This window comes from Parabacteroides sp. ASF519, from assembly GCF_000364265.2.
Lineage (GTDB): Bacteria > Bacteroidota > Bacteroidia > Bacteroidales > Tannerellaceae > Parabacteroides > Parabacteroides goldsteinii.
Genome location: NZ_AQFV02000006.1, coordinates 5712485 through 5736430 on the forward strand (window position 1 = coordinate 5712485; position 23946 = coordinate 5736430).

The following is a 23946-nucleotide window of genomic DNA, read 5'->3' on the forward strand; positions in this document are numbered from 1 at the left end:
GTCATACAGTTTTGAAAAATACTACTTATAATGAAAAGAATAATATTATTATTGCTCCTATGTGTATTTTCATTATATGATCATGCAGAAACAGAATGGAACAACTATAAAATACGTCCAATCAATAATCAGGATAAACTTCCCGGCAAACAGGTTAACCAGATACTCCAGGATAGTGAAGGGTATATGTGGTTTGCTACCAATAACGGTCTATGCTCCTACAACGGATACTCTCTGAAAACATACAAATCTTCCAACCAACATCCGAAACTACTGCAAAGTAATATTATAAATACCATAATTGAAGATATAGATCATCGGATCTGGATAGGAACAGAACAGGGTATAAATATCCTGGACAAATCGACAAACAAGATTGAAACAATCAGTAACGACAGCCTTCAGAATTCATATATTCACTCTTTTCTTCTCTCCAGCGATAGCACTCTATGGATCGGAACACAGGTTGGATTACTTCGCTACAACAGAGGTACACGAAATTTCACGACTTACAAGAATCGTCCTAGCGACAGTACATCCATTTGCGGAAACGCTATAAAAGCTCTTTTGGAAGATGAATCCGGAGATATATGGATTGCTACTTACGGCTACGGAATATGCAGGCTAAATACCCAAACCGGTAAATTCGTCCATTATCCGTCACTTGCACCTTTAAACCGTGCCAACCATTTATTTCAGGATAGAGATAAAAATCTATGGGTATGTTTATGGGGAGACGGTGTTGTCAAAATAGAAAATAAAAACGACAGTTATCACCCTATTTATACACATTTACAAAAAGAATCGACATATGAATGCATTTTCCGTAGCCTTCAACAACTAGACAACGGAGAAATAATAGCCGGTACCAATCAAGGATTATATTCAATTACACCGGACAATATATTACAATCCTTAAATAAACAAGATAATACTTTATATACGCAAATTCTAAATAATGAGATTAACTATTTATATACGGATAAAGAACATAATGTATGGATCGCAACCCAAAACTCAGGCGTTTATGTCGCATACCAAGAGAAAAATCCATTCACAAATTATCCACTAAACATGACTACCGGTTCTCAACAGTCACTAAAAGTTAATTCTTTTTACGAATGGAATCCCAATGAACTCTTACTTGGAACAGATAAGATCTGCATTGCTTTCTACGATAAAATTAAACAGGAACTTACTTCTTACAATAACAAACAGAACTATAATAACATATTCAGGGAATGGCCAGGAAACTTACAGTTCATATACAAACATCCGTATAAAAACGAATTATGGTTTGGCACCCAATTCGGAGGACTGATTATATGCCAAATTGAAAAAAATGAAATTGTATCTTCCCGCTACTATTTTCAAAAACTGGGACAGACTCCGATCGGAACTACGGTCAATTCCATTGTTATGGACAAAGGCCATAATATATGGATCGGCTCCGACGAAGGACTAAATATAATTACAGCAAATGACGATACGTTATCATACAGGACATATAACCGGATACAAGCAATCTGCCAGGATCATACCGGCGCTATTTGGCTCGGCACCTATTTTGATGGTGTTTATCGCTTACGTCCTGGATTTGATGTCCGCAAATTATCCTTTGAAATATACAATAATAATAATAAACTGATAAATGCCAATGAGATACTATGTATTTTCGAGGATTCCTCTCAAAATCTATGGGTTGGCACTAAAGAATGCGGCCTGCAAAAATATAACCGAGAGAAAAACTGGTTTGAGCCAGCACCCGGTATAGAGGATATCCAGGGTAATATTATCTACAATATAACAGAAGCAAACGGAAAACTTATTCTTGGAACAAATCGAGGGTTGGTTCTATATAATAATACAACCTACCAATCCACCATTCTAACAGATATAGATGGCCTAATGGACAATAGTTGTATGATGAACGCCATGTTGAATACCGGCAGAGGTGAAATATATTACGGAACACCTAAAGGGTTTTATATTTTTCGTCCAGACCAACTGCTTCCAGACTCAACCAATGTAAAAACGGTTGTTACGGATTTCAAGATCTTCCATAAATCATTCGATGAATTACCTGCCAAAAAACAAAAGCAACTGGCTGGAGATTTTCATCCCCTTTATACCAGGCAAATCACACTAACGTCATCGGATAACAACATAGGTATAGAATTTGCCGCTTTATCCTACATACATCCCGAAAAAAAGAGATATAAATTCAAATTAGACGGATTCGACAAAAACTGGGTATATACAGATGCCTCACAACGAATCGCCTACTATACGAATCTCCCTGCCGGTTCATACGAATTCCACGTAAAATGCATCAACGACAGTGGAATAGAAAGTTCAAATGATGAAATATTTCATATCAAAGTCCTTCCTCCTATCTATAAAACAGGTTATGCCTACTCACTTTATTTTCTTTTAATTACAGGTATAGCTTATCTTTTATATCGTTTCCAGTTATATCGTTTCCGGCTACAGGAAGCCGTTAAAATCGAACAGATAGAACGGATCAAATCAGAAGAAGTGAATCAGTCCAAATTCAAATTCTTTACAAACATGTCACATGAATTCCTCACTCCCTTATCTATCATCAGTTGTTCTTTTGAGGAACTGAAACGAAAATTTCAGATCGATAACCAAACCATTAAAGCGGCCGAGTCTAATGTATTCAGGCTGAACAAACTAATCGAAGAAATACTGGAATTCCAAAAAGCAGAGAATAATAAACTAAAACTAAGAATCACGTATGGAGATATAGCCTCCTTTATTCGTGGGATATGCCATGAAAACTTTTCTTTACTGGTAAAAAACAAAAATATAACTTTGGAGGTACACTGTGAACCTGAGCATATTGCAGCCTGGTTCGATAAAGATAAAATCGACAAGATTTTGTATAATTTATTATCCAATGCTATAAAATTCAGTTACACAGATGGTCGTGGTAAAATTATTGTAACCCTGGTTGCAGAAGAGCTTGAAAATGAATATCAACATAAACAACTTACTATTAAAGTCGGTAATCAGGGAAAAGGAATCGGGAAAGAAGAATTACCCCAGATATTCACTCGCTTCTATGAGAAAAACTTCAGGCAATCCGGTAAAGGTAACGGTATCGGATTAGCTTTAACCAAAAGCCTGGTTGAATTACATAATGGAACCATCATAGTCGATAGTGAACTTAATGGATGGACTGAATTCACAATTCGTATCCCGATCAGCAGAAAAGCGTTCCGCGAAGAACAAATTGAGGATGAAAAACAAGAAAAAATAATATCCATGCAAACTCTTAGCGAAGATAAGGATCCATCGACAATAAATTCTGGTAATACAACAGGCAAACATTCTTTATTACTTATTGAAGATGATATGGAACTACGTACCTCTCTTCAACATCTCCTTTCCGAGAAATATTATACAGTCACTGCCTCAAATGGGCAAGAAGGACTGAATATTGCAGCGCAGATCAATCTTGATATGATTATCAGCGACGTTATGATGCCTAAAATGGATGGGTTCGAACTTTGTAAAAGAATAAAAAAAGATATCAATATCAGTCATATCCCCGTTATATTACTGACGGCAAAAATCGATGGTTCCGACCATTTGGAAGGTTTGAAATGCGGAGCAGACAGTTATATTACAAAACCATTCAGTTATACTCTTTTAGAAGCTCAGATAGAAACGATCCTTTCCAATCGTAAAAGAACTATTGAAAAATTTCGTTCCAGTCCTCTTACACAGGAAATCAATCTTTCCATATCTTCCTTTGAAGAGAAATTTCTGGAGAATACTATTGAAATAGTAAAGAAAAACATAGAAGACCCTGAGTTTGATGTAAAACAGCTCATTGAAGAAATGCAGGTGTCCAACTCTATGTTATATCGTAAGCTGAAAGCACTAACCAACCTTTCCCCTAACGAATTCATTCGGAATATACGCTTAAAAACCGCCACAGAATTATTGCGACAGAAAAAAGGAAATATATCCGAAATCGCCTATCAGGTTGGTTTTAAAGATGCCCGTTATTTCAGTGTCTGCTTCAAAAAAGAGTTTAATATGACACCTAGTGAATATATGGAAAAAAGTCAATCAATATGAAGAACAGGTTGAGTATTTACAAAAAGACAACAAAATAAGAAAAGAAGAATGATATAAGAGCCGTATTATTTCAAAATACCGGAGGGTACACTATAAACAAGGATAAAATCTGGTCGTACTTCATATCGCAAAGTATAAGACAAAGCATCCTCCGTTCGGGTTTCAACGGCTTTAATTTGTCCGGAGTCTGCATACACAAACGGCTCCACATGCAGATGTTCTATAAAGTCAACATCCTGTTGCCGGATCATCTTGAATAAAGCCTCCTTGGCACACCAGTGGACAAGCAGATGTTCTGTTTCATAATCCGGACCAACCGACGCATTCTCTTCCGGAGACATAAAACGGCTACGTATCTTTAATACCCGGTCGGAACGGTATTCTATATCTATACCAACCGCTCCCTGCTCCTGCAACAACACTGCCGCATAGCCATTCGTATGGGAAATGCTCAGTGATAAGGATGAATCAGGTAAGTAAGGAGCGCCATCGTCATGATAAGCGATCAGCAACTCCTCTCCCGCCAACTCTTTCAGGAGAACACGAGACGCCAGCCATTCCTGACGACGTTTTTCTGTTTTTATCTGTTGCAGGAAAGGGAGATATTCGGATGACTGTTCCAGCATCGACAGCAATTCTTCCGAACTTTCTTCAATCTTCCAGACACCCAACAACGGCTCTGTGTATTTAAACAGGACAGGCATTACTTTTTCCAGCTAAAGGATTGTATCAACTCGATAATATCTTTTCTCAGATAATCTGTAACCGGTGCCAACGAATCGGCATTCGGTACACAATCATAATATAAAGCACCCCGAAAGAAGTTCGAGGCACTGTCGGTCAGCATAAACTGTACAGGAGAAGCAGACTCCCCATCCAACAGGAAAAGAGAGCCATACACCCGTTCATCCGGGTTGCTATAGGCTTGTTCCTTTACCGCTTTCGCCTGCTTCGCCTGGCGGGAAACCAGGGAACGCGACTCATTCTCTGCTATTTGCAAAGTAGAACGGGTGACGGGTAAGTAACTGCAATAAATCTTTACACCCAATGAAGGATAAGACAAATTGATCCATCCTTCAGGACTTCCAATCTCCGGCAGCTCGACAATAGCCAACTGAGAAACATTGAATGAGTAGGGCAAACTGTCCAGAGGCAACACCTGATAACGTGCCTGAGGCGGCTCGATACGGAAATAACCACGCGGTTTCGGTGTATATTCCGTACAAGACACACAGCACAACAGGATATAAAAGAAAACCATGCCGGACAGAATCTGCTTCATCACTCCTCTCCTTCTTTCTCTATTTCTGAAATGCAGTTGAATTTCACTTTCAGGATTCTCCGGTTATCCATTTCCAGAATCTGGAAACGATATTTACCATAATCAATGATCTCCCTGCGGCGCGGGAAGTCACCTTTTATTTCCAGCAAAAGCCCAGCAAGCGTTTCTACATCTTCCGTCAGTTTGCCGAACTCAGACGGGTCTGTATTGATAACACGGAAGAAGTCTGTCAATAAAATCTTGGCTTCAAAGATCAGGCTACCGTCTGCCAGACGGACAAACTGCTTTTCATCTTCATCATATTCGTCCGAAATCTCGCCGACAATTTCCTCCAGGATGTCTTCCATCGTCACGATACCGGATGTACCGCCAAACTCATCCACCACAATCGCCATGTGAATCTTATTGGTACGGAATTCTTCCAGCAGGTCGTCGATCTTCTTTGTTTCGGGAACAAAGTAAGCCGGACGAATCAAGCTCTGCCAGCGGAATGTATCCGGCTTTTCTATATAAGGAAGCAAATCCTTTATATAAAGGATACCTTTAATATTATCTTCCGATTCGGCATATATAGGGATTCGCGAATAACCGGATTTGATAATGAAAACGATCACATTACGAAAACTGGTCTTTATCTCGATGTCCTCCATATCCAAACGGGGCGTCATAATCTCATCGGCCGTCTTATTATAGAACTTGATGATCTCAGCCAGCATCTCTTTCTCTTCCGGAATCTCTTTAGAGGTCAACTCCAAAGCCTTGGATAACTCATCGACCGACAAGTCATATTTTTTCTTCACCAGCGCCTTGTTGATAATAGAAGTAGAATTAACCAATACCACCGAAAGCGGACGGCAGAGGCGTTCCACCATATTCAACACCGAAGCGGAACGGCGAACGAAACGGAGCGAATTTTTCTGTGCGTAAATCTTAGGCATGATCTCGCCGAAAAGTAAAAGCAAAAAGGTCAGTACGATTGTCTCAAGAATGAAACCCAAGACAGGGACAGCCGAGAAATTGATCAAAGAATTGATACCGTAGGTACAAAGCATAACCACGGCCACATTCACAAAGTTATTGGCAATCAAAATAGCCGCAAGTAAATATTCGGAGCGGTCCAGTAATTTCCGGATCAACGGGTCCGAAGGCGAATTCTCCTCCCGGATGTCGTTTATATCACCCGGGGAAAGAGAAAAGAATGCCACTTCCGATGCCGACACGAAGCCGGACACCAACAGCAGTAAACAAGCAAGGCTTAACGCTATAACAGGGCCTGCTGTAAGCGCCTGTATAGTAACCTGATCGAATAAGCCCGATAAATAATAGTCTGAGTCCAAGGGGAACCGTATTAGTTAAACAATATCAGAACGGAAGATCATCCGCACTGTTTGAATCTGATGACATATCCGGTTGCGCCGGTTGCTGGTAAGACGTTGCCTGCTGTGTTGCCTGTGGCTGTCCACCTTGCTGGAAACCATTTCCGGTATTTGTAGTCGTACCGTCGGCCGGACGTGTACCCGTATTATAAAATTCAATACGGTCTGCATGAATTTCAGTCACATAACGTTTCACACCGCTCTGGTCGTCATAACTGCGGGTACGAATCTTTCCTTCTACATAAACACCCGAACCTTTCTTCACCCATTTCTCAACAAAAGCAACCTGGTCGCGGCGAACCACGATATTGTGCCATTCTGTTCTCTCCGGCACAACCGTACCGTTTGCCAGTGTGTAACCTCTTTCGGAAGTTGCCAAAGGGAAGTTTGCAACGGCCGTACCGCTGTCGAAATAACGAACGTCGGGATCTTTGCCCACGTTACCAATCAATATGACTTTATTCAATGACATAGTTGTAATTCTTTTAATATCTTACAAAGAAACATAAATTCGATCATTCAGACAAATTTCCGTTTAATTTCTCCAAATAAATATGTACCAGGCGGGGAACGGCATAACGTTCGATATCTTCATACGGAACAGCCAAATACGAATTCAATGCGTCCGTCACTTTTTCGATCTCGACCCGGTAAAATGTCGTATAAAGAATCTGATGGGAAAGGACATGCTTCACCTCGGACATATCGACGGAAACATTCATCCGACCGGCACCGTCAAACAGTTTCCGGTACGCTTCCGTTTGCTGCAATCCGGCAAAATCCATCGGTTCCGCCGTCTCGATCAATGGGAATTCATAAAGCCCTTCCCAGATATCTTTTTTGCCCCGGCGCGAAAGCCAGGTTTGCCCCTTATATATAATGTATAGATAATGAAAATAACGGGGCCGTGTTTTCGCCTTGTTCTGCTTGACCGGAAACGCTTGCACATTACCCGAAGCATAGGCCATACAACGTTCCTTCAACGGGCAAACTTCACAATCCGGATTCTGAGGAACACATTGCAAGGCCCCGAACTCCATAACCGCCTGGTTATACGTCCCCGCATATTTGGGATTCATCACAAGAGCGGCCAATTCCGCAAACTGTTTCTTTCCCAGTGTGCTATCAATTGGCGTGTCGACCGCATACAGCCGGGATAAGACACGGTACACATTCCCGTCGACAACCGGATAAGGCTTATTCCATACGAAAGACACAATGGCAGCAGCCGTATATTCACCGATACCTTTCAAAGACAATATCTCTTTATATTCCCGAGGGAAAACGCCGCCAAACTGTTCCATGATACTCTTTGCGGCAGCATGCAGGTTACGGGCACGGCTATAATAACCCAACCCCTGCCAATATTTCAGCACCTCGTCCTCTTCCGCCGCTGCCAGGGAAGCGACATCCGGGAAGCGTTCGGTGAACCTGTAAAAATAGTCCATCCCCTGAGCGACACGGGTTTGTTGAAGGATAATTTCCGATATCCAAATTATATACGGGTCGGACGATTCCCGCCAGGGTAGCATCCTCTTATTCGTTTTATACCAGGCCAGCAAAATATGGCTGACTTCCAATTCGTTTTCCATTTGCGTTAAAATGTCCTGTTTTTGTAGTTTTGAAACTCTCAACTCGTTGATTAATGCAAACATACACAGATATAATGAATTGTAAGGAATCTTTTTTATTAAAAAATGGCGGGCAATTCTTTTCCCACTTAAATAAAAAGCTATATATTTGCATTCCAAAAAATTAATAGGTCCAAATCATTAATTAATTTATAGACATGACTAAAGCAGATATTGTTAGCGAGATTTCAAAAAGTACCGGTATCGATAAGCAGACGGTATTGAATAGCGTAGAATCTTTCATGGACATCGTGAAAAGTTCGTTATCTCAGGGTGAAAACGTTTATCTGAGAGGATTCGGAAGTTTCGTTATTAAGAAGAGAGCCCAGAAAACTGCTCGTAATATTTCAAAAAATACTACGATCATCATTCCGGAGCATAACATCCCTTCATTCAAGCCGGCTAAAACTTTCCTGAACGAAGTTAAGTAATTAGTAATTATAGTTTAATTTAAAATTTAGAAACAATGCCTAGCGGAAAGAAAAGAAAAAGACATAAAATGTCTACGCACAAGCGCAAAAAGAGACTGAAAAAGAATAGACATAAAAAGAAATAAGTCTATTGAGAAACTCTAAAGAACAAACTTAATAAGTGACCTTTTAAGTTTGTTCTTTGCGTATTTAGAAAGGTCTGAATTAAAAAACCCTCTTATTAAGTGATAAGTGAATTAGTAGTTGATGTACAACCCAAAGAGGTATCTATTGCCGTATTGGAAGACAAAAACCTTGTGGAACTCCAGAAGGAGGCCCGCAATGTCTCGTTTGCCGTAGGCGATATTTATCTTGGCAAAGTAAAAAAACTGATGCCGGGTTTGAACGCTGCTTTTATCGACGTAGGGTACAAAAAGGACGCATTTCTTCATTATCTGGACTTAGGTCCTAACTTCAACACCCAACAAAAGTTCCTCAAACAAGCACTTGGCGATCCTAAAAAGATGCCCGCCATTTCAAAAGTGCAGATACTTCCGGAGATTGAAAAGGACGGAAGCATCAGTAACGTGCTTAAAGTAGGACAAGAGGTGTTGGTACAGATTGCCAAAGAGCCGATCTCAACAAAGGGTCCGCGACTGACTTCCGAGCTGTCATTTGCCGGAAGATACATCGTATTGATACCATTTGCCGATAAGGTCTCTGTCTCCACAAAAATCAAGTCGAGCGAAGAACGTGCCCGTTTGCGGCAGTTGATTCAGAGCATCAAGCCGAAAAATTTCAGCGTGATCGTACGTACTTCTTCCGAAGGAAAACGTGTTGCTGAACTCGACCATGAATTAAAGACATTAGTGAAACGATGGGAAGATAACATCGTCAAAGTTCCCAAACTGAAAGTGCCGTCGATTGTATATGAAGAAACGGCACGTACGGTAGCTTTGCTCCGCGACATCTTCAACCCGTCTTTCCAGAACATTTACGTAAACGATGCGGATGTTTATCATAACATACGCGATTATGTCAGCCTGATCGCTCCCGGAAGGGAAGAGATCGTACAGCGATATACCGGCGAATTACCTATCTTCGACAATTTCGGTATCACGAAACAAGTTAAATCGCTGTTCGGACGTACGGTTACGTATAAAAGTGGAGCTTACCTGATTATCGAGCATACCGAGGCCATGCACGTGATAGATGTGAACAGCGGCAACCGTTCCAAAGGGAGCGACGCCCAGGAGAAAACAGCTATCGACGTAAACACAGCCGCCGCCGACGAAATTGCACGCCAGCTTCGTCTCCGTGATATGGGCGGTATTATCGTGGTCGACTTCATCGACATGGCGGAAGCCGCCAATCGACAGAAGTTGTTTGAACACATGACTAAAGCGATGGCAAGCGACCGGGCCAAACACAACATCCTGCCTTTAAGTAAGTTTGGTCTGATGCAGATTACCCGCCAGAGGGTACGCCCGGCAATGGATGTGGATACAACAGAATCGTGTCCTACCTGTTTCGGCACAGGGACAATCAAACCTTCGATCCTATTTACCGACAATCTGGAAGGTAAGATCGATTGTTTAGTGAATAAGCATAATGTAAAGAAATTTGCCCTGCACGTACATCCCTACGTGGCAGCATTCGTAAACAAGGGGCTTTATCCCCTCAGTATGAAATGGAAACTAAAATACTCAATGGGTATGAAAGTCATTCCTAACCAAAGTCTGGGTTTTCTGGAATACAAATTTATTGATTCCGACAAGAACGAACTCGACATGATGGAAGAAAAGGAAATGAAAAAATAAAAAATCCCCGGAGCGATACAGGCTTCGGGGATTTTTATGATCTTCCGGATTAAAAGAAAAGAAACAAAAAAAACTTCATCTGTTTATATTGCCGGTTTACATATTCTGCAATACGTTCATAAGCTTTAGCAATATGTATATTCACAGTTTTCTCACTAATTCCTAATACATCGGCAATTTCCCGATTCTTTAATTTATCAGAGAGCACAAGACGAAAAACTTCTCTACATTTGGGGGGCAAAGAATCAATAGCCTGTTGGACTAACACTTGATATTCCTCATCTATCAAACTTTTTTCTGGTGTATCCGAATCCGGGATCAGTTCCATTTCATACAAAGAAAAAGAATCTTTTTCCTGCACATACCCTCTTCTTACATAATGTAAAGCCTGATTTTTTACTGATATATACAAATAACGTTCCGGTTCTTTCACATGGGACAACGTTTCCCGCTTTTGCCAAATAACAGTAAAGACATCCAGAACAGCTTCCTCCGCCAGTTCACGAGAATTCAGATAATAATAAGCGACATGGAACAGACGCCGGGAATAAGTTTCAAATAATAACCGGAACGCTGTTTCATCCCCTCTCACTACACTTTTAAAAAGAGACATGCCACTCTCCTTCTCCATCTCGAATACAGTCTTTTTACAATATATTAGTCAGTAAATGTAATTAAAAATTCTTCAAGATACTACCTAAACATAAAAAATGTATCTTTTCATATGTAAATAAATTGCGCTCCCTATCTCAAGAGAGCCGTTTAAACCATTAATAAATTGATTTTTTTAGAGTTCAGACAAAACAAAAGAGAGCACTTGTATAGATACAAATGCGGTTGGCTATTATCTTTGGGCATTTTATAATTTTACAACAGCTAAGAAAAAAAATTTCATACACGCGTTAAAGGACTCGCAGTCTTGACCGCTTAGCAGTTGAGATCAGTTTCATGAGCGACCTCTTGCTGTTTCTTACGACAACAAGCCAGTAAAAATCGACCTTCTCTATGTTTTTAACCTACTTCTGGGATTGGACCATCATCACGGCTGATTTTAACTTTATAGCCAAGTGCTTCCAGCTCTTTCTTCAAGTAATTTTTCCGTTTCTGCTCCATCCTTTGGTTGAGATATTCCGCACCGAGTTCCTTATACTCACAAGCCTCTTTCAGTACATGCCATACCGATTTCAGGATCGAGTGTCCTACTGCTACTAAAGCCCTCTTTTTCCCTCGACGGGCGGCTAAACGGTGATAACGTGCACTGTAAAAGGTGTTCTTGGTACGGGTGGCTGCCCACGCAGCCTCCGTGATTACGGCTTTCAACTGTTTGTTGCCATGGGTGGTTCTACCACTTTTTTTTTACCTGCGCTCTCGTTATTGCCTGGACAGACACCGGCCCACGAAGCCAGGTGCTTTTCGGTTGGAAAGGCTTCCATATCCACACCTATCTCTGCTATCAGGTCTTCAACCGTTTTCCGGCTAAGTCCGGGGATCTTCTGCAAGAGTTCCATCACATTCTCATAAGGAGATAAAACCTCTTTTATACGGCAGGTAAGGTCAGCTATGATGGCTTTCGTCTGTTCCATATCTTTACGGATGGTCTGCAACATATAGATGTGATGCGGTTCTATAAAGCCTTCACAAGCCTGATAAAGAAGTTCCGGACTGGCTTCAAGTTTTTTATGATAGATGCAAGTTATCTCATCCATTGTTACATGACCCTTATCGATCAACATATCTATCAGCTTGTTCGCCACGACTCCGTCCAGGCTGCACACCACGCTGGAAAGTTTGATGTTACAATCTTCCAGGATACGAACAATACGGTTTTTCTCAGAAGATACATGCTGGATCAACTTGTTACGGTAACGGGTTAAATCACGAAGCTCACGTTGTTCACGCTCCGGGATATAACTCGGTTTCAACAAACCTGCTAAAAGCAGTTTGCAAATCCAGGCACTATCCTTTTTATCCGTTTTGTGCCCGGGAACATACTTGATGTGCCGTGCGTTCACGATCCAGACTTTCATATCTGGACATTCAAGAATCTTATAAACCGGCTTCCAGTAAACACCGGTACTTTCCATGGCTACATGCGTAATGCCACTGGATAATAACCATTCTTTTAATTCTGTCAAAGAACTACTGAAGGTCTTGTAACTGCGGGTTTCAGTTTTGAGACCTTCGCCACTTATCGTAGCAACTACCATGTCCTTGTGGACATCTATTCCACAACCCCGGAGGATGACTTGTTCAAAAGGTACTGTTTTCATTGCATTCGTTTTTTCGAGTGAATGACACTAAAGTAAACAATACCCCCCTATTTACATTCTCTTGGACGAAATTTATTTCATGGATGTTTCATGAAAGCATTTTATATGCCACATATGATATATAATACAAAAATACACAACAACCATAGATGTTAGAGTTAAGAAAAAAATGAGCATGTAAATGACTATTTATCGATGAATTTTGAATGCATCCTAAAAAAGTATATTTTTTTCATATCTTGAGTAGGAGTTTTTTACTTTACCTGTTATCTCTATTTACAAAGGTATCGGAATAAGATGAAAAATGAACAAAATAACAAAGAACTCGAATCACTGACAAAGCGTATACATTTTAAGTCTTTGCCATTTGATGAAAAACATATGTTCGATCGTTTAGTAGATAGAGTCAAACGACCTGTTGTCATATCCTATGCTGATAGAGGAAATTCCGCCTGGAAATATTTATCTATAGCTGCATCCATTGCCCTATTAGTGGTTACCAGTATCTTCCTAATAGATAAAGAACCAGAACGAGCACTTGTTTATTATGAAACAACAGCGGTTCCTGATGCTAAAACAAAAATAACATTACCGGATAGTAGCGTCGTATGGTTAAATGCAAATGCCTGTCTACGTTATCCGAGAGAATTCAGTCAGCAAATCCGTCAAGTTGAAATAATAAAAGGAGAAGCATTCTTCGAAGTCCGGAAAGATGAAAAAAGGCCTTTTATCGTTCAGACCGATGGAGTTGGAATCAAAGTATTAGGCACAACATTTAATGTTGATACAGAATCAGACAAAACATTGATTACCCTTCTTACTGGAAAAATCGGACTATACAAAAGTACAAATCAAAATCAAACAGCAGACCAGATACTACAGCCAGGTGAACAAGCGGTATATTTTAAATCGGATAATGACCTAAAGATTTTGACTATACGTCCGGAAAATACAATATCGTGGGTTACAGGAGTATTTGAATTCAAAGACAATTCATTAGAAGATATCATGCAAGAGCTGCAACGAGCTTTCCATGTGAAAATACATATCGAAAACGAAAATCTGAAAAGACAGACTTTCAATGCGAACTTTACGGAAAAAGAAACACTGGAAGAAATATTATCTGTTTTACAGATCTCCGCCCGATATAAAATAGAAAAAAGGAAAGGAGAAATTTTCCTCAAATAAACACAGAATGTTAAACCACAAAAAACAAACAATTATGGATAGCACATGAAAAACACTACTTAATTCAAAGAAACAGATACAAAAGAATTGGGAATGTTGAGACCATTCCCGAATTCTACATTGTTAATCAGCAGATATATACCTGCTAATTTTTAAATTAATACATACAAAATTATGGATAAAATTTCATTTATCAGGCAAAATCAGAAGGATTTTACCTGTAAGGGGCATTATACCTCATCAAAACAGACTTTTAAACACAAAATCAGTGTTACCGGACTTCTTTTACTATTTCTGTTTATCAATATTTCATTTATACATGCACAGACAGTAAAACTCTCCCTGAATAAGCAAAATGCAACATTTGAAGAGATATTCAATGAGATAGAAGAAAAGACCGGATATAAATTCGTTTATAATACTTCCGACATTGATAAAAATGAAAGGATTTCCATCCAAGAAACCAATCTTGATTTAACAGAAATACTGCGGAGTCTACTCCGCAGCAAAAGAAATATTTCTTTTCGCATATCCAATAAACACATTGCTCTATTCAAAGCACAGATCAAAACTATTTCCGGGATAGTTCTTGATACTCAAGGCCAACAGATTGTAGGAGCTAACATTCTAGTCAAAGGCACTATAAACGGAACCATCACCGACATCAATGGTAAATTCCAGCTGGAAGTTGCCGAAGGTGACGTCTTACTAATATCCTATATCGGTTACAACACACAGGAAATCACTATTAATAAAAAACAGGATCTCTCCATTACCTTAGTAGATGACACGGAATTGTTAGACGAAGTTGTCGTTACTGCTTTAGGCATCAAACGAGAACAAAAGGCACTGGGATACGCAGTTCAGGAAGTGAAAAGCGATCAATTGACTGTTGCCAAAGGAGCAAACGTTGCAACTTCCCTGACAGGAAAAATTGCAGGCTTGAATATTAAGAACAGTACGGAATTTGCTGCAGCCCCAACTTTGACTTTACGTGGAAGCACGCCTTTACTGGTAGTAGACGGAATCCCTCATTATAATGTCTCCATGTCTGATATACCGGCAGATGATATTGAATCCATCAGTGTCTTGAAAGGTTCTACAGCCTCGGCACTTTATGGCTCGAGAGGTGGAGACGGCGCTATTATGGTGACAACCAAAAAAGCACAAAAAGAAGGACTGGATATTTCCGTGAACTCTAATACAATGTTTCATGCTGGTTTTTTAAAATTACCAAAAGTGCAAAACTCATATAGTTCGGGAGGAAGTGGGAAATACGCCCCTGGAGATTATGTATGGGGAGATAAGTTGGATATAGGCCGGGTAGTCAGTCTATATAATCCATCCACCTATGAATGGGAAGACCAACCTTTAACCTCTAAAGGAAAAGATAATTTCAAAAATTTCCTTGAACAGGCATTAGTCACCAACAACAATATCAGCGTTTCGCAAAAAGGAGAGTTCGGTAGTGTACGTGCATCTTTGAACCATGTGTATAATAAAGGACAATATCCGAATTCCAAACAACAGAAACTGACTTTTTCTGTGGGCGGTGTCATGGATTACAAAAAATTTCATTTAGATGCAGAGATCGCTTACAATAAAAATATATTCTCAAATAATAATGGAGCCGGTTATGGAATGGGGAGTTATATGTATAATCTGCTTATTTGGACAGGGGCGGAATATGATATCCGAGATTATCGTAATTACTGGAGAGAAGGAAAAGTGCAGGAAGAACAAAACTGGATGGATGATTGGTGGTATGACAATCCTTACTTTCTGGCCTATGAACGTACCAATCAACGCCATCAAGATCTAACAAATGGAAGTTTGAATATGAGCCTGGAACTGACCGATTGGTTGAAATTGGTTATGCGTGTAGGAGGTGATGCGTTCAGAAATAAATACGTGTTTAAAGAACCTATCAGCACACGAAGCAACCGCAAAGGAGGATATAGCTTGTCAAACTATTCAGGATACAGTACAACCGATGATGTGATGTTATTGGCAAATAAAAAACTGGGAGATTTTACATTAGATGGTTTTCTGGGAGGATCTTTATATTTCAGAGAAAATAATGAACAAAAATCTGCTACCAGCAACGGCTTGAATATGCCCGGCTTTTTTTCATTGAATGCATCCGTAGATCCGGCAACTACATCTTCTTCCGTGACTAAGGAACAAATAAACAGTCTATATGGAAAAATCGGATTTTCCTGGAAAAGCGCTGTTTTTATAGAAGTTACCGGACGTAATGACTGGGCTTCTACTTTGGCAAAATCAGAACGGTCTTATTTCTATCCTTCCATTTCCGGAAGCCTTGTTATATCTGAACTTGCCCCGCTGCCCGAGATTTTCAATTTCTGGAAGATAAGAGGTTCATGGGCACAAACCAAATATCCGACCGGAGTATATGATATAAATTCGACGTATAGCGTTTCACGTAATTACTGGGGTAATACGACTGCCGCTTTTTATCCTTCTACAATTCGTGACGTCTCATTACGTCCCCGTTCTTCCCGATCTTATGAAATAGGTACGGATTTATATTTCTTCAATAACCGATTAAAATTCGACTTGGCTTATTACCATAAACTTCTTTATGATTTACAACGATACGTCGACATGAGCTATGCCAGCGGTTTCTCAAATACATTGATAAATTACGGGGAAGAACAACTAAGCCAGGGAGTTGAATTTACAATCAGCGGCGACATTATCAAAGAAAAAGATTTTTCATGGAATTCTTCATTCAATTGGGCCGCCGATCGGTACTACTATGCAAAAGTAGACGAAAAATATTCGACCCAAAAACCTTGGGTGGCAGCCGGAAAAGATTGGAACTGGCTGGAAATGTATGATTGGGAAAGAACCCCCGAAGGACAGTTGATCCTCTACAACGGAATGCCAAAGGAAAGCATTTACCCCAGTTATGCAGGCAGTTATAACCCCAAATGGATCTGGGGCTGGACAAATACATTCAATTATAAAGATTTTACGTTGAGCTTCTCGTTTGACGGTCGCGTCGGTGGTCATATGTTTGACTACATGAGTTCTCGTTTATGGCATTCCGGGCGGCATATCGATTCTGATAACGAATATCGGTATGATGAAGTGGTAAACGGAAACCATGAAGGGTATATCGCTGAAGGAGTAAAAGTTATTTCCGGAGATGTCAAGTATGATTCTGACGGAAATATACTTGAAGACACTCGTGTTTTTGCTCCGAATGATGTAGCCGTTTCTTATGAAACTTATATGCGTTCTTATAATGGCAGTTCTTCTAAATCGAACTTTAAGAAGAGTAAAACCTTTTTCAAATTAAGGGAATTATCAATCGGCTATCGGTTACCGAAAAAATATTGTACACATATAGTGAAAGGGGCGGAAGCGGCCTTGGTAGGACAAAATCTATTAATATGGGCGAAAGGTTTTAAATTTTCGGATCCGGATGTCGATACAGAAAATATAAACTCGCCGTCTGTACGTTATGTCGGGGTGAATCTAAAGTTGAACTTTTAAAACAGAAATGACATGAAAAAAATAAAATCATATATCAACTGTTGTCTTTTGGTTGTAATAATATGCATGACTTATAGCTGCAGCAGATTTGATGAAATTAATACGAATCCGGATTCTGCAACTACCGCAACTCCGGGAATGTTGGCTACCGGACAATTGAAAGAGACCTTGAGAATAGGTGGAAAATCTGATCCTAAAGGATATTTTTACGATATGTTCCTCACCAAAATGATCAGTTGGCATGAGGGAGCGGAAGATAGCCGAAAAGTCCAGTATAACCGGATAAACACAACCGGATTTGGAGTATACAATAGCCTGACAAACTGTCTTAAGATGGTAGAATTGGCGTCGGATGTCGATAAGGAGGCTTATCAAGGACTAGCTCTGTTCATTAAAGTATTCAGGCTTTATGACACAACGATGAGTCTGGGAGATATTCCTTATTCGGATGCATTGAAAGGAGAAGAAGGAAATATCAAACCGAAATATGATACCCAAAAAGAAGTATTCGTACAAATGTTGGATGACCTGGATGCTTCGTACACACATTTTTCCAATGCGACTCGTAATTTCGATGGAGATTTCGTGTATGGCGGAGATCCTGAAAAATGGAAAAGAGCTGTATCTGCTTTGCAGTTAAGGATATTGATGAGCTTGTCTAAAAAAGAGAAAGAGGCAGAACTGAACGTTAAACAACGCTTTACGGCAATCGTCTCTCAACAAGTTTTATTTGAGTCAAACGCCGACAATTTCCAGTTAGTTTACGGAACATTATCTTCTCAACTGTATCCTCTTTATCTTTCACGATTCAATTTTTACTCGGGAGTATCTGTAACAATAATAGATACTCTGAAAAAATATCAGGACAATCGTCTTTTCTTTTACTGCAACCCGGCAAAGGCACAAACCAAAGCGGGTATACCCGACGAAGACTGGGATGCTTATTTAGGAATTGACCCATCCCGGGTGTATAGTGAAATATTGGATTTATACACTGCCGATAGCATATCAAATATAAATTCCCGTTTCTTTGAAATAGACAACTGCCAGCCAACAATCCAAATGGGGTATGCTGAATTAAATTTCGTTTTAGCGGAAGCTTGTCTCAGGGGGTGGATTGATGGAGATGCAAACTCTTATTATCATAAGGGGATTGAAGCCAGTATGAATTTCGCTGCTACTTACACCCCTCTCGCTTACAGGCATAATAGAGAAATAACGGACGATTATATCCAGTCTTTCTTAGATAAACCTGAATTACAATTAGGTGCAAAAGAAAGTACTTTTGAAAACGACCTGAATAAAGTCCTCACACAAAAATATCTGGACCTGTTCATGCATAATACTTATACCTGCTATTATGATTTTCGTCGGACCGGATACCCTAAACTTCCCGTTAATCCGTCGACAAACATGAATACCGTTCCGGACAAGATGCCAATGAGATGGAGATATGAACAGCGAGAGTATGATTTTAACCGCGAAAACCTGGAAGAAGCGATTCAACGTCAATATAATGGTAATGACGATTGGAATGAATTAATGTGGATATTAAAATAAAAACAGACTTATGAAACTCAAATGGATAATACTTTTTTGCAGTCTTTCTTTAATATCTATGGCTGCAAAAACAAAAAAAGCTGTGTTTATTATTGTTGATGGTATTCCTGCCGACATGATAGAGCGTCTAAACACACCAGCTATTGACGAAATCGCATCCAAAGGAGCTTATGCCCGAGCTTATACCGGAGGAGAAATTGGAAGTTATTCGCAAACTCCGACAATTTCAGCAATCGGCTATACCAATTTACTTACAGCTACCTGGATGAATAAACATAATGTAGATGGTAATTCGAATTTGAAGCCTAATTACAATTATTGGACGATTTTCCGGATTGCCAAAGAGCAATCTAAACCGTATAAAACGGCAATTTATTCAAGCTGGACAGATAACCGGACAGTCTTGTTGGGAGAAGGAAAGCCGGAAACTAATTATTTGAAGATAGACTTTATATGCGATGGATATGATTTGGATACACTTCGTTTCCCGAAAAAGGAGAAAGACCTGCGCATTTTCGATATCGATGAGTATGTGACGGAACAGGCTGCCAAAGGTATAAGACAGGATGCCGCAGATTTGAGTTGGGTATATCTATGGTATACGGACGATGCAGGCCATATTGAAGGAAACGGACGTTTCTTTGACGATTACACACAGAAAGCAGATGCACAGATCGGCAAGATTTGGGACGCAGTGAAGTATCGGGAAGCCAATTTTAACGAAGACTGGATGATCGTAGTAACGACCGATCATGGTCGTGGCGAGAATGGTCATGGACATGGCGGCCAGTCGAAACGCGAACGGACTACCTGGATATCGACTAACCAACCTGTCAATGAGCGATTTAACACAGAGGACTTGGCCATCGTCAACATAACCCCTTCCATTTGCCGTTTTATGGAATTTAATATTCCGCAACAGGTACGATGGGAACAGGATGGAATCCCGTTTATAGGTCAAGTAGATATCACACAAATGGGTACTTCCCCTTACGACGACTCTGTCACACTTTCTTGGAATTGCCTCAATCCAGACGCAATGGTGGATATTTATGTTTCTTCAACGAACCAATACAAAGAAGGTGGCAAAGATCAATGGAAGAAAATCGCGAGAGTTCCTGCCAAGAAACAGATGTATGTGGTTTCTTCCGATCAATTACCGGATTCTCACTATTACAAATTTGTACTGGAAACCCCCAACAATCATTTGAATCGTTGGGTACAATAAATCGGTAAATAAAAGTAGTAATTTTTCACATTGAGACACGCGAAATAACAAATTTAAATCCGTGTCTCAATGTCTCTTTTCCTTTGATCTGATTCCCGGCTCTTCTATTTATCGGAATCAGAAAAAGATTAATTATTCAAAATTATCTACCATATCTACAACTTACACTTCAGTCCATTGTTTATCAACTATCTACATAATTGTTGCAGATAAAAAATCATCTACAATTACCAACCTATATCTACCACTATTTTCCGTTTTTACAACTAACAATCGAAAGATCTTCCTGCTTGCCGGATACATCATAAACATTATTCTTCATCGAATACGCTGTTTGAGAGAATCAACCAACCTGTTTCCATTTGTTTCCTGCTGAAGAAACAAGAGTTTATACGGCACAAAACTTTTGTTTCACCACATAGAAACTTTAATTTTTCAGGTACAAAACAAAAGTTTTTCATGCAATAAACTATTTATTCGTTCCTTATCCTCCACCCATCGTTGCCTGCCAAGAAACAAACGTAAGTTCTACTTTCACTCAATAACTAAGAATAATGATGTATATAAATATCAGTCTTCAGGCGAATACTGGCACTTCTTTTCAGAAAAACAAATAAAAAGTTACAAAATAAGCTTATAGTGGTAGATAACTGATATTAGTTGTAGATATATTTTCACCTGCAACCACTATATAATATATTTATTTTCAATTAAATCATAGCATAGTTGTAGATATTGTAGATAATAAATATAATTTATTAGAATAGAAAAGCTATAAATAATAAATTAATGAAATATAGTAAAATCAATATCCGATAAAGTAACTACGTTCCTAAAATATCCCAAGAACATACTTTTATTATAAACATAATAATTACATTTGCAATAAAAAGAAAATATGGATATAGCAGTGACGAATCCTTTTGTCGTAGGAAGGTATATTTCCGACAAGTATTTCTGTGATCGTGAACAAGAAACGGACTTTTTGATTAAACAGATTGAGAATGGCCGCAATGTAGCTCTGATTTCTCCTCGTCGCCTAGGGAAAACAGGGCTGATAAATCACTGTTTCCGTCAGAAACAAATCAAGGAAAGTTATTATACTTTTTTTATTGATATCTATGCAACGACCTCACTGGCTGAATTTGTCTATTTATTGGGAAAATCTATTTATGACGAACTAAAACCTTTGAAAACGTCCTGGAGCGAAAAGTTCTTTCAAATAATAAGTTCATTACGCGTTGGATTTAAACTGGATGCATTGACGGGAGAACCCGGCTTCGATATCGGATTGGGAGATATTCAGACACCACAAATCACGCTGGATGAGATTTTCAACTATTTAGAATCAGCAGATAGGCCTTGTATTGTGGCGATAGACGAATTTCAGCAAATAGCCGGTTACGAAGAGAAAAATGTCGAGGCTCTGCTACGTACGAAAATTCAGCAATGCAGCCATACCATGTTTATTTTTGCCGGTAGTAAACAACATCTTATGAATAATATGTTCAATTCGCCCTCAAAACCATTCTATCAAAGTTCCATAGGTATGGGATTGAAAGCTATCCCACAAGAAACTTATATCAAGTTTGCAAATCGTATGTTTGAGGAACGTGGGAAACATATTGAAAGGACGGTTACTGAGAAAGTTTATTCGATGTTTGCCGGTTATACCTGGTTCGTTCAAATGATGATGAACGAATTATTTGCCCTGACTGCTCATGGAGAATGGTGTAAAACAGATAAGATCGAAACAGCACGAAAAAATGTTATCCAAACACAAGACAGCCTTTACCGGGAAATATTAGCAAACCTTGCAACCAAGCAAAAACAGGTACTGCAGGCCATAGCTAAAGAACGGGAGGCACAAGGCATAACATCTTCTGCCTTTATTAAGAAATACAATTTACCTTCTGCCAGTTCCGTACAAGCGGCAGTCAAAGGATTGATGGAGAAAAACCTTATCACGCAAACAGATGGTGTTTATCGTGTATACGACTATTTCTTTGCCGATTGGTTGGCTACCGAATATTAAGGAGCGCTGATGACCAAAACAATCTACGCTCCCTAATAGCCTACCTTCCTTTACTTCTTCGTCTTCGCCATCTCCAACGCATGCGTTGTCACATAATACTTGGCGATCATGTTCGGGACTTCCCAGTCCGGCAATTTTCCGTCCTGCAAATATTGCAGATAATTTTCCATCACTTGTCCGAAATGAGCTTCATGCCCTACCCTGTATGTTGCAGGGATCTGAACTTGCCATACATTATCCGAAACCTTATCCAAAGCAACTCCCGGATATTTATCCGCCACGGTCGACATGGCAGCAGCCAGTTCTTTTTCATAAGCAGCCAGATCAATATCGGGCAATACCTCAATATATAATTCCGGCTTATATCCCTGTTCTTTACCCTGACGGATCACCAAGTCGGCCTTACTTCCCTTCATGACAGAAAAATGCGTATCACCGCCGCCTTTCGGGAAAGTATAATTCCAAATAACAGAAACTTTAGCCGTCACACCTTTGATCTTATAAACGATATCTCCGTTGCAATAAACTCTCAATGTATCGTTCTCCACATCCTTTTTCAGGAAATCAGGATAAGCATCCGTGCCTGTCACCTGCTTAAATTCCTCCGGACTGATTGAAGTTGTCCAACGGTTCGCATCAACCAATTCGATATCTTTTTTATAATCGATGATCTGTTCAGGAAAAGCCTCCCACTGAACGAGATCTACCAGGTGAGTTGTTACATCCACAATACCTTCCCCCTGCTGAGTTACATCAAAATACCACACTGGACGAGTCAGCGGTTTGTTATCCACCAGCTTAAACAAATGATGCACACTTTCCTTTACGATAGCCGGCTCGTCGGGAGAACCTTTCAGCTGTTCACCATATATCGCCGGAATTGTTGAAAGCTCACGCTGTAACATCGTTGTAATCTCATTCCTTTCAGTCATAATGTCATACAACAGGACGTTCTTTTGCCTGGCAATATCAAAACACTCTTCCAGTAATTTAAAATTCTGGCTATTGATTGCCATAGGCTTGTCAGACAGTACATTGATACCGGCTTCCAGTGTATTCTTTATATATTCTGTCTTCTTACCGTTGTTACCGGCCTGAATCATGACATTACCCTTCTTCTCGGCAAGCATTTTTTCAAGATAATCAGTACCTGTATAAACAATTTCATTCCACTGTGTCGGATTTTCCGCACGAGTGTTAAATCCTTCGATACGCTTCAGGTGTTCGTTTACATCGAAACCTGTGGGAGCGTACACATAAACATCCTTGGAAACTTGTGGATAAGAGACTTTTTGTACCAGTGCTGCATGAAAATGTCCGGGATCGAGCGTTATCAGTTTCACCTCGCCCGGTGCGCCGGTAAACCCTTCTGCGTGTTCCTTCTTAGAGGAACACGCCGTTCCCAATAAAAGTGTAGCCATGGTAAAAACAAGATAGTTTTTCATTTTATATACGATTTAATTAATAATATTCTCCACCTTCGGTCTAAAATTATACAAGAATCACTT

17 protein-coding genes are annotated in these 23946 nt (G+C 39.7%); 8 read left to right on the top strand and 9 right to left on the bottom strand.

Features of this window, described 5'->3' with window-relative positions; genetic code table 11:
- The first annotated feature begins 30 nt into the window (after nt 1–30).
- A complete protein-coding gene (locus tag C825_RS22855; protein WP_044215244.1) occupies nt 31–4113 on the top strand; it encodes a two-component regulator propeller domain-containing protein in 4083 nt (1360 codons plus the stop codon).
- Nucleotides 4114–4178: 65 nt separating this feature from the next.
- Here the strand turns inward: C825_RS22855 and C825_RS22860 are convergent, their stop codons facing one another.
- The 5 genes from C825_RS22860 to mutY are packed head-to-tail and all read right to left on the bottom strand — an operon-like array spanning nt 4179 to nt 8426.
- Nucleotides 4179–4817, bottom strand: a complete 639-nt coding sequence (locus tag C825_RS22860) for a 4'-phosphopantetheinyl transferase family protein (protein ID WP_010800325.1) — start codon at nt 4815–4817, stop codon at nt 4179–4181.
- Nucleotides 4817–5395 carry a gliding motility lipoprotein GldD gene (gene gldD / locus C825_RS22865; protein WP_010800326.1) on the bottom strand — a complete coding sequence of 193 codons (579 nt, stop codon included), beginning with the start codon at nt 5393–5395 and terminating at the stop codon, nt 4817–4819. Before gldD ends, C825_RS22860 begins: the two co-directional genes overlap by 1 nt.
- On the bottom strand, nt 5395–6732 hold the full coding sequence (gene gldE, locus C825_RS22870) for a gliding motility-associated protein GldE (RefSeq protein WP_010800327.1): 1338 nt from the start codon (nt 6730–6732) through the stop codon (nt 5395–5397). Before gldE ends, gldD begins: the two co-directional genes overlap by 1 nt.
- Before the next feature lie 25 nt (nt 6733–6757).
- The gene (locus C825_RS22875) at nt 6758–7243 is read right to left on the bottom strand and encodes a single-stranded DNA-binding protein (RefSeq protein ID WP_010800328.1); all 486 of its coding nucleotides are present in this window, start codon (nt 7241–7243) and stop codon (nt 6758–6760) included.
- Between the two features lie 43 nt (nt 7244–7286).
- Complete coding sequence (gene mutY / locus C825_RS22880) at nt 7287–8426, bottom strand: A/G-specific adenine glycosylase (protein WP_010800329.1); 1140 nt, start codon at nt 8424–8426, stop codon at nt 7287–7289.
- A 134-nt stretch (nt 8427–8560) separates the two neighbouring features.
- Here mutY and C825_RS22885 point away from each other — a divergent pair, with 134 nt between their 5' ends.
- Both C825_RS22885 and C825_RS22890 read left to right on the top strand, forming a co-directional pair.
- On the top strand, nt 8561–8833 hold the full coding sequence (locus C825_RS22885; RefSeq protein WP_005636204.1) for an HU family DNA-binding protein: 273 nt from the start codon (nt 8561–8563) through the stop codon (nt 8831–8833).
- A 224-nt stretch (nt 8834–9057) separates the two neighbouring features.
- The gene (locus tag C825_RS22890) at nt 9058–10632 is read left to right on the top strand and encodes an Rne/Rng family ribonuclease (protein WP_007653739.1); all 1575 of its coding nucleotides are present in this window, start codon (nt 9058–9060) and stop codon (nt 10630–10632) included.
- Between the two features lie 49 nt (nt 10633–10681).
- On the opposite strand, the gene C825_RS22895 is transcribed toward C825_RS22890, so the two are convergent.
- The 3 genes from C825_RS22895 to C825_RS22905 all read right to left on the bottom strand — a co-directional run bounded on the left by C825_RS22895 (nt 10682) and on the right by C825_RS22905 (nt 12902).
- Nucleotides 10682–11263, bottom strand: a complete 582-nt coding sequence (locus tag C825_RS22895; protein ID WP_010800330.1) for an RNA polymerase sigma-70 factor — start codon at nt 11261–11263, stop codon at nt 10682–10684.
- Nucleotides 11264–11643: 380 nt separating this feature from the next.
- Nucleotides 11644–11952: a hypothetical protein gene (locus tag C825_RS22900; protein ID WP_007657317.1), complete on the bottom strand. Its 309-nt coding sequence runs from the start codon at nt 11950–11952 to the stop codon at nt 11644–11646.
- Complete coding sequence (locus tag C825_RS22905; RefSeq protein ID WP_010800331.1) at nt 11949–12902, bottom strand: IS110 family RNA-guided transposase; 954 nt, start codon at nt 12900–12902, stop codon at nt 11949–11951. Before C825_RS22905 ends, C825_RS22900 begins: the two co-directional genes overlap by 4 nt.
- A 297-nt stretch (nt 12903–13199) precedes the next feature.
- On the opposite strand from C825_RS22905, the gene C825_RS22910 reads away from it, so the two are divergent.
- The 5 genes from C825_RS22910 (at nt 13200) to C825_RS22930 (ending at nt 22438) form a co-directional block, all read left to right on the top strand.
- Complete coding sequence (locus C825_RS22910) at nt 13200–14090, top strand: FecR family protein (protein WP_010800332.1); 891 nt, start codon at nt 13200–13202, stop codon at nt 14088–14090.
- Nucleotides 14091–14264: 174 nt separating this feature from the next.
- On the top strand, nt 14265–17615 hold the full coding sequence (locus tag C825_RS22915; RefSeq protein WP_010800333.1) for a SusC/RagA family TonB-linked outer membrane protein: 3351 nt from the start codon (nt 14265–14267) through the stop codon (nt 17613–17615).
- Nucleotides 17616–17627: 12 nt separating this feature from the next.
- Nucleotides 17628–19175, top strand: a complete 1548-nt coding sequence (locus C825_RS22920) for a SusD/RagB family nutrient-binding outer membrane lipoprotein (protein WP_010800334.1) — start codon at nt 17628–17630, stop codon at nt 19173–19175.
- 58 nt (nt 19176–19233) lie between these two features.
- Nucleotides 19234–20403 carry an alkaline phosphatase family protein gene (locus tag C825_RS22925; RefSeq protein WP_228100184.1) on the top strand — a complete coding sequence of 390 codons (1170 nt, stop codon included), beginning with the start codon at nt 19234–19236 and terminating at the stop codon, nt 20401–20403.
- Between the two features lie 898 nt (nt 20404–21301).
- The gene (locus tag C825_RS22930; protein ID WP_010800336.1) at nt 21302–22438 is read left to right on the top strand and encodes an AAA family ATPase; all 1137 of its coding nucleotides are present in this window, start codon (nt 21302–21304) and stop codon (nt 22436–22438) included.
- A gap of 50 nt (nt 22439–22488) precedes the next feature.
- Here C825_RS22930 and C825_RS22935 read toward each other — a convergent pair whose 3' ends face one another.
- Entirely contained in the window at nt 22489–23883 is a 1395-nt protein-coding gene (locus C825_RS22935) for a putative oxidoreductase C-terminal domain-containing protein (RefSeq protein ID WP_010800337.1), read from the bottom strand.
- Nucleotides 23884–23946 lie beyond the last annotated feature (63 nt).